General features: G+C 40.8%; 8 protein-coding genes. All 8 read left to right on the top strand.

What is annotated here, in order from left to right:
- Positions 1–179 precede the first annotated feature (179 nt).
- The 8 genes from tig (at position 180) to BOD01S_RS19335 (ending at position 13,267) form a co-directional block, all read left to right on the top strand.
- A complete protein-coding gene (gene tig, locus BOD01S_RS19370) occupies positions 180–1,469 on the top strand; it encodes a trigger factor (protein WP_036156535.1) in 1,290 nt (429 codons plus the stop codon).
- 408 nt (positions 1,470–1,877) lie between these two features.
- A complete protein-coding gene (clpX, locus tag BOD01S_RS19365) occupies positions 1,878–3,143 on the top strand; it encodes an ATP-dependent protease ATP-binding subunit ClpX (RefSeq protein WP_036156537.1) in 1,266 nt (421 codons plus the stop codon).
- Positions 3,144–3,300: 157 nt separating this feature from the next.
- Positions 3,301–5,637 carry an endopeptidase La gene (lon, locus tag BOD01S_RS19360; RefSeq protein WP_036156803.1) on the top strand — a complete coding sequence of 779 codons (2,337 nt, stop codon included), beginning with the start codon at positions 3,301–3,303 and terminating at the stop codon, positions 5,635–5,637.
- A gap of 3 nt (positions 5,638–5,640) precedes the next feature.
- Positions 5,641–6,222 carry a ribosome biogenesis GTP-binding protein YihA/YsxC gene (gene yihA, locus BOD01S_RS19355; RefSeq protein ID WP_036156539.1) on the top strand — a complete coding sequence of 194 codons (582 nt, stop codon included), beginning with the start codon at positions 5,641–5,643 and terminating at the stop codon, positions 6,220–6,222.
- Between the two features lie 592 nt (positions 6,223–6,814).
- Positions 6,815–6,997 (top strand): YjfB family protein, encoded by a 183-nt coding sequence (locus BOD01S_RS19350; RefSeq protein ID WP_036156541.1) that lies wholly within the window; start codon positions 6,815–6,817, stop codon positions 6,995–6,997.
- A 137-nt stretch (positions 6,998–7,134) separates the two neighbouring features.
- Positions 7,135–8,823, top strand: coding sequence for a hypothetical protein (locus BOD01S_RS19345; protein WP_036156543.1), 1,689 nt, complete (start codon positions 7,135–7,137; stop codon positions 8,821–8,823).
- Between the two features lie 67 nt (positions 8,824–8,890).
- On the top strand, positions 8,891–10,324 hold the full coding sequence (locus BOD01S_RS19340; RefSeq protein WP_036156545.1) for an S-layer homology domain-containing protein: 1,434 nt from the start codon (positions 8,891–8,893) through the stop codon (positions 10,322–10,324).
- A gap of 15 nt (positions 10,325–10,339) precedes the next feature.
- Positions 10,340–13,267, top strand: coding sequence for a VWA domain-containing protein (locus tag BOD01S_RS19335; RefSeq protein WP_036156547.1), 2,928 nt, complete (start codon positions 10,340–10,342; stop codon positions 13,265–13,267).
- Positions 13,268–13,560: the final 293 nt, after the last annotated feature.

The raw sequence follows: 13,560 nt of genomic DNA, 5'->3' as shown, positions 1-13,560 counted from the left end.
CACAGGGGATGAATGGTGAGGTAATTAACTTTCTCCATCACCTTGAAAAGCTGACAGAATTACAACATATGTGAAAAAAGTTGAAACTATGCTCATCTATGATATACTAAAATGGTTGTCAAATCGTATAAAACGAACAATTGGTATACAACCTTAAACTTATTTTGGAGGTCATCTAAATGTCAGTAAAATGGGAAAAACAAGAAGGTAACCAAGGTTTATTAACAATCGAAGTACCTGCTGCAGAAGTAAACAATGCTTTAGACAAAGCATTCAACAAAGTGGTGAAACAAATCAACGAACCAGGTTTCCGTAAAGGAAAAATGCCTCGTCCGCTATTTGAAAAGAAATATGGTGTAGAAGCTCTATACCAAGATGCCTTAGAAATCATCATTCCTGATGCATACTCTAATGCAATCGACGAAGCTGGTATCGAGCCAGTTGATTATCCAGAAATCGCTGGTACTGAAAACTTCGCTAAAGGCCAAGATTTCACATTCACAGCTACTGTAACAGTAAAGCCTGAACCAAAATTAGGCGAATATAAAGGGTTAGAAGTAACAAAACTTCCAACTGAAGTAACTGATGAAGAAGTAGAAGCGCAAATCCAAGAACAATTAGCTCGTAAAGCTGAGCTGGAAATCAAAGAAGAAGGCGCTATCGAAGAAGGCGACACAGCTGTAATCGACTTTGAAGGCTTCCAAGGTGAAGAACCATTTGAAGGCGGTAAAGGCGAAGACTACCCATTAGAAATCGGTTCAGGTTCATTCATCCCTGGCTTCGAAGAGCAATTAGTGGGTGTAAAAGCTGGCGAATCAAAAGATGTTGTTGTAACATTCCCAGAAGAATACCATGCAGCTGAGCTAGCAGGTAAAGAAGCTACTTTCAAAGTAACTGTTAAAGAAGTAAAAACAAAAGTACTTCCTGAACTAAATGACGAGTTCGCAAAAGAAATCGATCCAGAAGTGGAATCTTTAGAAGCATTACGTGCAAAAATCAAAGAGCAAACTGTTGAACAAAAGAAAACTGAAGCAGAAGGCGCTCTACGTGATGAGCTAGTAGAAAAAGCTGCTGCAAATGCTGAAATGGACATTCCAGCAGGCATGATCAACACAGAATTAGACCGCATGGTTCAAGAATTCGGCCAACGCTTACAAATGCAAGGCATGAACCTTGAGTTATACTTCCAATTCTCTGGTCAAACAGAAGAGCAACTACGCGAGCAAATGAAGGAAGATGCAGAAAACCGTGTACGTGTTGCATTAACTTTAGAAGCAATCGCAAAAGCGGAAAATGTTGAAGTATCAGAAGAAGACATTACTACTGAGTTAGATGCAATGGCTTCTCAATTTGGTATGACTGTTGACCAAATTAAAACAGCATTAGGCGGCACAGCTATTTTAGAAAATGATGTAAAAACAAAGAAAACAGTAGAACTTTTAGTTGAAAACGCTAAAATTTCTGAATAATTTCAAACAAAATATACGACAGCAACAACTAAATCGTGTAGAATAGAATTAATAGAAGACAAGACAAGGTACGGAACTTCCCGTGCCTTGTTTTAGCAGATAGGCATGAATCTGTCCAAGCATCCCTCCGGAAATGTAAAGAGGGGTCTTTCTAAATAGACTATAGAAATGATTACAGAGAGATTCTTTTCCTTTATAATCGAGCCTGTAGTATGTGAATAGTAAGCATGCCAGACATATAAGAAGTTTAAAATTGGGTACATATGTGCTTTTCTTTTTAAAAGGAAATTGACTTATTATATACATAGATTTTGGCACGGTACATATAGGCAACTTTTTTACAGTCAATATATTTGATAATAAGCGGATAATCTTGTAAGATTGTTGCTTGAATAGGGGTGAAACAAATTGTTTAAATTTAATGATGAAAAAGGCAATTTAAAATGCTCTTTCTGTGGGAAGCCACAAGAACAAGTTCGTAAGCTGGTTGCAGGACCAGGCGTATATATTTGTGACGAGTGTATCGAGCTATGCTCGGAGATCGTTGTAGAAGAGCTGGGCGTGGAAGAGGAAATCGATTTTAAAGATATTCCAAAGCCGAAGGAAATTTTAAACATTTTAGACGAATATGTTATTGGACAAGAACGTGCTAAAAAAGCTTTAGCCGTTGCTGTGTACAATCACTATAAACGCATTAACTCAAATGCGAAAATTGATGACGTAGAGTTATCAAAATCAAACATTGTTTTAATTGGGCCGACAGGTAGCGGTAAAACATTGCTTGCCCAAACATTGGCGCGTATTCTCAATGTACCATTTGCCATTGCGGATGCTACTTCCTTAACGGAAGCAGGCTATGTAGGGGAAGATGTGGAGAATATCCTGCTTAAACTGATTCAAGCAGCAGATTATGATATCGAGCGTGCAGAAAAAGGTATCATTTATATCGATGAAATCGATAAAGTAGCACGTAAATCTGAGAATCCTTCTATTACACGCGATGTATCTGGTGAAGGTGTACAGCAGGCACTCCTTAAAATTTTAGAAGGAACAGTAGCAAGTGTGCCTCCGCAAGGCGGACGTAAACACCCGCACCAAGAGTTCCTGCAAATTGACACATCTAACATCCTATTTATCGTAGGAGGCGCGTTTGATGGAATCGAGCAGATCATTAAACGCCGTCAAGGTGAAAAGGTCATCGGATTTGGTTCAAATGTAAGCCGTGAAGAAGAAGAGGGCTCATTGCTTGCTCATTTAATCCCGGAAGACTTGCTGAAATTTGGGTTGATTCCGGAGTTTATTGGCCGTCTCCCTGTATTGGCGTCATTAGAGCAGCTGAATGTAGATGCATTAGTGCGCATATTAACAGAGCCGAAAAATGCATTAGCAAAGCAATACCAAAAAATGCTGGAGCTTGATAATGTAGAACTTGAGTTTGAAAAAGATGCATTAGTTGAAATTGCTAAGCTTGCAATCGAACGAAAAACAGGTGCACGCGGACTCCGCTCCATTATTGAAGCAACAATGCTGGATGTCATGTATGAACTGCCATCTCGGGAGGATATTGTAAAATGTATCATTACAGCTGAAACAATTACTGATAAAGCTGATCCGAAGCTTTTATTGGCAGATGGTACAGAATATAAACGAGATAACAAAAAGACTTCAGCATAGTGTCTGATGTTACGCTTGACGTGGTAAATAAGCTGGCTTCGGATGTGCCAACGCACAGTCGACAGTCAGCTTTTTATTCACACTTAATACATAGAGGTTTATGAAAATCATTTTTACACACATACTACAATTGCGGGTTGTTGCGTATAGATTTTGGATGGAGGTGAATACCCGCGTGAAAAAGATTGAAAAAAATATTCCGTTATTGCCTTTAAGAGGGTTGCTTGTCTTTCCATCAATGGTGCTACATATTGATGTCGGTCGTGAGCGTTCAGTCGCTGCCCTTGAGCAGGCGATGTTAGGAGACAGCAAAATTTTTCTGGCGACTCAGCAGGATATGCGTGTCGAATCACCGGAGCGAAATGACTTGTATGAGGTAGGGGCAGTAGCAAATGTTAAGCAAATGCTTAAACTACCAAACGGGACATTGCGTATATTAGTCGAAGGCATTGCACGGGCGAAAGTCCTGGATTATAAAGAAGGGGAAAAGTATACGTCCGTTGATATTGAAATCCATGAGGATGATCCGACAAAAGATGCGGAAACGGAAGCGTTAATGCGTACACTGTTAAGTTATTTTGAGAAGTATGCCAAAATCTCCAATAAAATTACGACTGAAACAATTGAATCGGTTGTTGATATTGAAGAACCTGGTCGGTTCTCAGACGTTATTTCATCCCATCTTCCATTAAAGGTAGCGGAAAAACAGGAAATTTTGAGTATTTTCAATGTCAAAAAGCGTTTGGATTATTTAATTATCCGTTTACATGACGAGCAAGAAGTGATGGCCCTTGAAAAGAAAATCAATACAAAAGTAAAGCAGGCAATGGAGCGTACACAAAAAGAATACTTCCTGCGTGAACAAATGAAGGCGATCCAGCAGGAGCTGGGAGACCGAGACGGGAAATCCGGTGAAGTTGCCGAACTTCGTAAACGTATAGAGGAAGCAGGCATGCCTGAGGCGACACGGAAAGTTGCGCTAAAAGAGCTTGACCGTTATGAAAAAATACCAGCGGCAAGTGCAGAAAGCGGTGTAATCCGCAATTATGTAGAATGGCTGGCAACTCTCCCGTGGAGTGAAAAAACAGAAGACCGCCTGGATGTTGCTTATGCAGAGGAAATTTTAAATCGTGATCATGATGGTCTGGAAAAAGTTAAGGAACGAATTTTGGAGTATTTATCCGTTCGTCAGCTAATGAACTCCTTGCGTGGCCCGATTATTTGTTTAGCAGGACCTCCAGGGGTGGGTAAAACGAGTTTGGCACGTTCCATTGCGGAAAGTTTAGACCGTAAGTTTGTCCGTGTTTCCCTTGGCGGAGTGCGTGACGAATCAGAAATCCGCGGCCATCGCCGTACGTATGTAGGAGCAATGCCTGGTCGGATTATTCAGGGAATGAAAAAAGCCGGTACAACAAATCCTGTATTCTTGCTGGATGAGATTGATAAAATGTCCAATGACTTTAGAGGAGATCCTTCTGCTGCAATGCTGGAAGTGCTGGATCCTGAACAGAATAATACGTTTAGTGATCATTATATTGAAGAACCATATGATTTATCTGATGTATTATTCATTGCTACGGCAAATGATTTAAGCACGATTCCTGGCCCTCTCCGTGACCGTATGGAGATTATTACGATCGCTGGCTATACGGAGATGGAAAAGAAGGAAATCGCTAAAAATCATTTAATTCCAAAGCAGATGAAAGAGCATGGATTGAAAAAGTCCCAGCTTGTTGTGAAGGATGAAGCGGTCCTTGATTTAATTCGCTACTACACAAGAGAAGCAGGGGTACGTGGATTAGAGCGCCAAGCTGCGACTATTTGCCGTAAAGCGGCAAAAATAATCGTATCAGGCGAGAAAAAACGCGTAACCGTATCTTCCAAAATGCTTGTAGATATGCTGGGCAAACACCGCTTCCGCTATGGACAGGCAGAAACAGAGAATCAAATCGGTATCGCGACAGGTTTGGCCTATACAACCGTGGGTGGGGATACGCTTCAAATTGAAGTATCATTAACACCTGGTAAAGGAAAGCTGCAATTAACGGGGAAACTAGGGGATGTCATGAAGGAATCGGCCCAAACAGCCTTGTCCTATGTCCGTTCCCTCACAAATAAGCTTGGCATCAAACCTGAATTCTTTGATGAACATGATTTGCATATCCACGTTCCAGAAGGGGCTGTGCCAAAGGATGGCCCTTCCGCAGGGATAACGATTGTAACAGCAGTCGTATCTGCTATTACAAAAAAACCGATCAAGCGTGAAATCGGTATGACAGGGGAAGTAACACTCCGGGGACGTGTTCTGCCAATCGGAGGATTAAAGGAAAAATCGTTAAGTGCACATCGGGCTGGCTTAACAACAATTATTATACCAAAGGACAATGAGCGCGATATTGATGATATTCCTGAGGCGATTCGCGAACAATTGTCATTTAAATTAGTGTCACAAGCGGAGGAAGTGCTTCAGCTGGCATTAGATGGAGGGTTTTAAAAAATGAAAGTCCATAACGTCGAAATGGTCATTAGTGCCGTTAGACCAGAGCAGTATCCTGAAGATGGACTTCCTGAATTTGCGCTTGCTGGGCGCTCTAACGTCGGGAAATCTTCATTCATTAACCGTATGATAGGGCGTAAGGCATTGGCGCGTATATCTTCAAAACCGGGAAAAACGCAAACACTGAACTTCTATAAAATCGAAGAGCAACTGTTTTTCGTGGATGTACCTGGTTATGGTTATGCAAAAGTATCGAAAACTGAGCGAGCAGCTTGGGGTAAGATGATTGAAAAATATTTTACAGGCCGTGATTTATTGAAGGCCGTTGTACTGATTGTGGACTTGCGCCATTCACCTACGAATGATGACTGCATGATGTACGATTTCTTGAAGCATTACAATATCCCATGTATCGTTATTGCCACAAAATGCGATAAGATTCCGAAAGGGAAATGGGACAAGCACAAGAAAGTTGTAAAAGAAACATTGCAGATGGATAAGGAAGATCCGCTAATTGTATTCTCTTCTGAAAAAGGGATTGGATATGAACAGGCATGGGCGGAAATCGAAAGCCGTATGTAATACGGAACATACAGGATATACAAGAGAAATTATAAATGAAAGAGGGTAGTACATAACTATGCCCTACCTCTTATCAAAGGGTGAGTTGTCAAAGACAACTCACCCTTTGAATGTTTTTATGCCACAAAAAGGGAATTCTTTTCTTGTCAGTTCATTTCTACATTCAGCAGTTCAATTAATTAATTCATGTTACCATCTTTACACATATGAGCAATTCTTTTGCTTGAAATTTAGTAGTAGGATCCTTTTATTTCAACAATGAATGCTCTTTTTGTTTAGTGACAAAATTAGATAAAGATAGATATAAGTTGTTCGTAGTGGAGGCCGCGAAACGCGTCGGCCAGAACGGGAACAGCGTTTTCATAGAAAATAAGGCTTCAATCATCTCTGAAGAAAATTTTTTAAGACACAAATGCAGCCTGAGTGTTTACAGCAAGAAGTTTGTTACAAACATACGATGAGTCGTTTGTTTCCGCCCGTAATAATAGATGATCTACCTCATGCCTAGGAAGGACATCATTTCGTGAAGAAATGTAAATAAATGCTTGAGGTCTAGAACATACCGCCGATAAATATAAGAGGAGGTGCTACTATGGATATTGCCGCATTATCTATTACAATGAGCCAGGCACAGCTAATGCAAAATGTATCATTAGCGGTAGCTGGAAAAGTAATGGAGACACAGCAAATGCAGATACAGCAAGTGACCGAAATGATGGAATCAATGGACGCACCACATCCGGATCTAGGTCAGAAAATTGATATATCTATCTAAATAAGCAGAAAAATGGGTGGGCCGTCACTCTAGTCATGAGAAGTTTAAAAAAGCTGACGCTTCTTCAGGCGATAGTACAAAGCAACAGAGTATATACTCTACGGGGCAACTGAGACTAGTAAAGGAGGAACAGGAAATTGAAGAAAAGATTTGGTATTGTGATTCTTTCACTCGTTCTATTATTATCTTTCATTCCGTTCGGTGCATCTTCACAGGCAGCGACAGTATATAAAGGAACTTTTGAAAGTATTACATATACGGAGACAACGTTAAAAGATGGAACAGTTCAGCGTAAGAACCCGAAGTTGACGATTAAAAACTCAGCCGGCCGAACGACTACGCTAAATCTTACGGAAAGTACATATTACTATATCAACGGTACAAAGACGAATAGCAACGGATTTAAAAAGGGCATGGAGATTGAAGCAACAGTTAATCTGCGCAATGTTACACGCTTAGATGGTAAGTCGGCCGTTGAAGAAGGTGCCATTGTAGAAAAAAGCAAACAACAGACAGGTATTGTAACGAAAATCGACCCGAACGGTATGTTTGTGCAGGTAAAGCTTGATAGCGGATTAGAAAAACAATATTACATAAATAGCGACACTGCCTATGTAAAAGGCAAATCACATGTAGATATTAGCACGATGTATGAAGGAGACCGGGTCAAGCTGAAAATGTCCTCTGCCGCTTCATCCGTTGTGGCGGAGATAGAAATTATACAGACAGGGACACTTGTTCATCATCTGTACAAAGGACAGCTGCAAACGGTAAATGTCCGGAATAATCGTTTTATTGTAACGAATGCACATCCGTTTGAGGATTGGGCATTCGGGACGCGTCCTACTAATGATTTATCAACATTTTCTTTTGGCAATAACACCACAATCTATGCAGGAAATAAAAAAATAAATAAAAATCAATTGCAGAATTACCGTAACAGTGATGTCTATTATGTAACGACAAAGCAATTTGGACGTGAAATGGTAGAAAAGGTCGTTGTGCTGGAAAACAACGAGCGGACATTCTATGACCAAATTACAACGGTAGATACGTCAAATCAACTTTTCCGCTTAAAAAATTATGGGTTGATGTATTACCACAACGGATCTATTTTAGTACGTAATGGCCGTTTGGTAGAGCCGAACACTTTAAGTGCATGGGGCACAGCGTTTGTATTGACAGACGGAGTTACGAAAAATAATACAACACATATTGTTAACGTGACGAACGATAGTTTCCTTTCACCAAACCTAGCAATGCACGAGTTATACTTTGGAAGATTGTCATTAGTCGAACAAGACAAATATCTGCTGGAAATGGATGATTACACAAAAATGGACAGCGGCTCCCATGCTTGGTTGTATGAAGATGAGGAAGCTAAAACATTATCCTTCAGTAATTCAACAGTCGTCACGCAAAGTGTCGGTTCGACTGGTGTAGCACTTGCCTCAAGCTTACAGGTGCATGAAGGAAAGTATGGGTACTTCTATGTGAAGGACGGTCATATCCAAGCAGTCCATTTAGTTGGCAGAGACAAGCTGCAGCCGACAACGACAATGGCAGGACGTATCGCCTCTATCAAAATAATTGATAAAGGAACAATTGGTGTGGATGCGACGGCAGAATTAGAAGTGAAAGATGTCAGCCAATGGTATGAAGGTGCTTGGCTTGACACAGGCCGCCTTAACCGCCTGGAGTTATCTCAAGTATTAATCATTAAAGATCGTAAACGAATTACAATGGATCAATTAAAGCCAAATGACCGTATTGTTATATTTACTGACGATATGTTCGATGCGCAAATTATTTTAGTAAATGAATAATAGCAGATAGGTATGCAGGAATGCTGCATACCTATTATGCCAATAAAGAGAGGGGCATGGAAAAAGGATGAAAAAGCTGAGATTTATAGTATTGGTCAGTACCCTTCTTTTAGTGCTGTGGAGTCCGAAGCGGTCATCAGCTGAGATTGTAGATTTAACGGGTGGTATTAATAATGAATATACATATGAAGAATACATGTTCATTTTAGGAAAACCGATGCAATTTACCGCTACAAATAAAGACGTAAAAGTAAAAGTAACGGAAAAAAGTGACAAAATTACTGAAACGTATAACATCAAGATGAAAAGCAAGGAAGGCGCTTCGTTAACAAGAGCTTTTACTTACGTTTACACAGTCGATAACTACGATATGATTGGCCAAATGACGGCTACCGGAGAAGTAACGAAATATAGTGAAAAAATCAGCTATCAAGATGCAACAATCGAACTGGCCGATTACCAAATGTCGAAAAGCTATATTACTGATAAGCGGCCTGCATCTGACTATACATCCGGCAATACAGTGATGCGTAAAACATATCTCATTAAATATAAAAATGGCCAAACTCAGACTGTTGTTGTCAATGGAACAGGGAAAAATGCAAGCTACGAAAACTTCTGGGGGGCTACGGAAACACAGATTATGGAGTATGAATTTGATTATCCGGACGGCACAGTTGGAACAGTGACAAGCCGTTCATCCCACTCTAAATCCCGTACGCTCAATTATGAGGAGAACATGGGCTCATTAGGCAGCTTTGACGGTGGCTATTCCGTAAACAGTGAGGCGGATACTATTTCAGAATATCAATATGACTTGCCGAAAGAAGGAACTGGTACAATTGATTTTACAGCAGAATATATGCCGAAAGTGGAGCGCCTTATCGTGCCGAAGTTCCGTGATTTATCAAGCCATTGGGCGAAATCGCATATAGACAAGCTTTATTCACTTGGAATTTTTGATGATCAGTCGAACTTCTTCTCTCCAAATACACCAATGGGGCGCTATGATTTTGCAGTTGCCATTGGGAAAGCAATTGACCTTCGGGTAGAAGTCGGCAGCTCTAAAAAGAAAACAATGTCCACACCTTCGATTTTCAAGGATGTAAAGAGAACAAGACCAAACTATCCTTATTTAGTAGCAACTTATAATAAGGGTGTTATTACAGGAGTAAATCCCCAAACGTTTAATCCGGAAGGAAACTTGACACGTCAGCAGGCAGCGGCTATTTTGGTACGTGCTCTCGGTCTTGAAGGAAAAGCACCGGACCCAGGCTTTAAAACACCTTATAAGGACGATGCAAAGATTTTGGACTATGCGCGGGATGGCGTTTATGTAGTGACACAGCTGGGTCTAATGAGCGGTTCTCAAGGGAATTTCAACCCTAGCGGCATATTGACGCGCGCCCAGGCGGCAGCTATTTTAGAGCGCTTCTTGCTATACTTGGAAAATGATTTAAAACAAAACTATCGAGATGATATTTTATTCTTTGAATACTAAGAGAGGGGACTGGCAATGAAGAAAACAATTGTACTGTTTTTCAGCTTCATCCTTCTCCTGTCCGCATGGCTGCCTTATATGACGAAAGTCGAAGCCGCTGCCATTTCGGATGTGCCGACATCCAATGCCAAATACCAAGCCGTAAATTGGGCGGTTGAAAATGGATTGATGTCGCTATACACAGGAAAGAAGTTTGATTTGAATGGAAATGTATCCGAATCGGAGATGCTGTTGGCGTTTGCAAAAATGGATGCCAATTATCAACATTCTTTAACAAGTGATATGGCATACTTATACTATAGCGATTTGAACATCCCATTAGCAGGTGCCGCAAATAAAACAAAACGTAGTCGTTTGGCTACACGTGTAGATTTTGCCGTAATCTATGCGGCAATGCGTGGTTTGGATTTGTCAAAAGTACACGCTGTTCAATATTTATATACCCAGGAAATCACAACAGGATCATCAGGCAAGAAGACATATGAAGGCTATTCACCAGAGAAAAATATCAGCCGTGGGGATCTTGCGGTATTTCTATACCGGACTGCAAAAAAAGGTAAGTTTGCGGTAGAGGGGCTCCGCGCAGCAGCAACAGGGAAGGATGACGGGAAAGTTACCCTTCCGTTAAACTTTGTTTCCTCTGAGGGAACGTCTGTTGAACTCGAAAAACCCGGCCAGAACACTAGCGATGTTTCTCCAAATACCCCAAATGCGATGAAAGCAGTACAAAGCGTAGAGGTCGAAAATAAAACGCTGAACGCAAATGGCCATGATGTCACAATGGTGACGGTAAAACTGAAGGACAGCAATGGAAATACGATTCCTTATGATCAGTCGCTGACATTCAAAGTGTACTCGGAGTATTTTAAAAGTATAAACTTCAACCCATCCGCCAATAAACTGGGAGCGGCAGAAAAAGCAAAGCTGAAGTATAATCCTAAAGAAATTCTGGAGGCACCGACAGCCGTTACTTCACCGAATGGGGTTTCTACAGCTGTTGTAGAATCTGATGGGGGAGAGTTGACGTTCTTCTACCGTGCACCGCGCATGACTAAAAGTATGAAAGATAATATTATTTTGGAAATGGCTGATTCTTCTATTGGAAAGAATTTTGCTTCCTATAAAAATAGTCAGATTAAAATACCTGTTGAATATAAAGTAGAGCCTGAGCTTCGTGTTTCTTATGAAGTATATGACGGACAAACTTATGCAGGCGAAGATGGTGGAGGGCAGACGCCTTCAGCTCCCGCTTACCCGGCAGAAGTTATGAAGCAGGGTCCTATTACAGTATCAGACATAAATGTCGATGCAGGAACATTAACCGTGCAGTCGGTTAATATTACGCCGCAGTACCGGTATGCTACGCTAACGCTGGCTCAGCGTGAAATTTCAGAGCAAATGTTTGAACGGATCGTAGCGGATCTATTGGAGAATACGTCAACGATTCAGCTTGATTATTACGTAGATGCTAATGGGAATGCAGCCTACAACATTCCGTTCAGCTATATTCCAGGCAGTATCATTAAAGAATTTGGCAGTAATGAGCCGCAGGAATATGCTGTCCTGCTTTATCTGTTCAGATTACTTCCGGACAAAATTTCCGAGTTTTCGATGGCTGATTATAAAAGCGTAAAGTCTGCTCAGGCAATCGCTCAGCGTATTACAGAAGCAGATATCCGTAACTCAAGCTTCAAGGATTTACGAAGCGTTATCAATGGGATCGATGCATTAGCAAAGCTGGCGGACCAAACAAAAGCTGCTGAAGATGCAGCGAGCCGTCCAGGCGATATGCCAAGCTATACGAAGGTTGTCGTGACATTAGTAGCACCAGGTGGACAGGTCATTACGAATTATAATGGACAAGTGACAATCGAATATAATGGTCAAAGGAAAACAGTACCGTTTAACCGTACCCAAGGGACAGGCAGTGCAGACAGCGGCCGGGCCATCGCATATTTTGATGGAGCACATTACGGCAAAACAGAAGCGAAGGTAACATTCAGTCCGGAGACAGATTCCCGCTATAAAGAGCTGTTGAAGGGACTGGAAGGAAAAATCGTTAAAAAAGAAATTATTGCTCATCCACCGCTTAATACCCTGGAATCGTGTAACCGAATTCAAAAAGTGGCATTTGTAGTGGATGAATCAGGCTCCATGAAAAAAGCGGACCCGAATAACCTTATTGATAAAAAAACACGTGAACTTATGAAAACGCTGAATATTGACCCAACTGTTGCAACAGGATTCAACAGTAAGGGACGATTCATTTCGAAAGGCACGGGGGAAAAGGTTTCGAAGCTGGAGGAGCTGTATGAGTCACAATACCGAAAAGGCGGAACGAAAATATCTTCAGGAGTTGAAGCTGCAAAGGCGCATTTAAAAGAACAGCAAAATATCGGTTCTATTCCTGGAGCCATTATCCTTGTATCAGATGGCAAGGCTAATAGTAATGAAGCAAAAGATATTATTACTTATGCTAAGCAGAATAATCTAAAGGTATTCACTGTATCGGTGGGCTCTGATGCAAACCAGACAGTACTGAAAAATATTGCTGTACAGACAGATGGACAGCATTTCCATTTACCGAATATCAATAATATTACGGCTATCTATGAATCTCTTATGAAGGCGATGTGTATTAATCTAGTAGAGGCATGTCCTCCTAGCTTTGACTCGTTCCAGCAGGCAGATGTAACGATTGGGCGCACATATCTTTTCATCGAAGCCGAGGCGAACTGTGGCAATGTTGAAAAGGTAAAAGTGAAATTCTATTCTGTCCGCGGGGAGATTGAACTGGATCTGCAATATATTGGCTTGAACCGTTTTGAACTGGAGCATGATATCCGTAAAATTCATAACTTCAGTATATATGAAGAAGTAGAATTCTTTGCCTACGATAAAGCTGGTAAATTGCTAGCCACTAAAAAAATAGATATTCAATAAATAATCAGCTCCGGCAGCAGCATAGCTGCCGGGGTTTTTTCTATAGTTTAGGGAATACTAAATGGACGATTTCATAAAGGAATATTTCTGGGGATAAAGAGTTCACATTACTCACAAAAGAATTGAAGATCTATGAGTCGTTTGCTGCTTGTTTTGCGCCCGCTATTGCTCGCCTGTAACAAGTAAATGTTCATTTTTGTTCACTTTCATGTTTATAGTTGATAGAAAAAGTAAACATTCATTGAAACAGAACATAATTTTTGTTACACTTACTTTAGAATAATTCTAATGTA

Source organism: Lysinibacillus odysseyi 34hs-1 = NBRC 100172 (genome assembly GCF_001591965.1).
GTDB classification, from domain to species: domain Bacteria; phylum Bacillota; class Bacilli; order Bacillales_A; family Planococcaceae; genus Lysinibacillus_B; species Lysinibacillus_B odysseyi.
The sequence above is the reverse complement of the archived record's forward strand: the minus strand, read 5'-3'. Positions and strand labels throughout refer to the sequence as shown.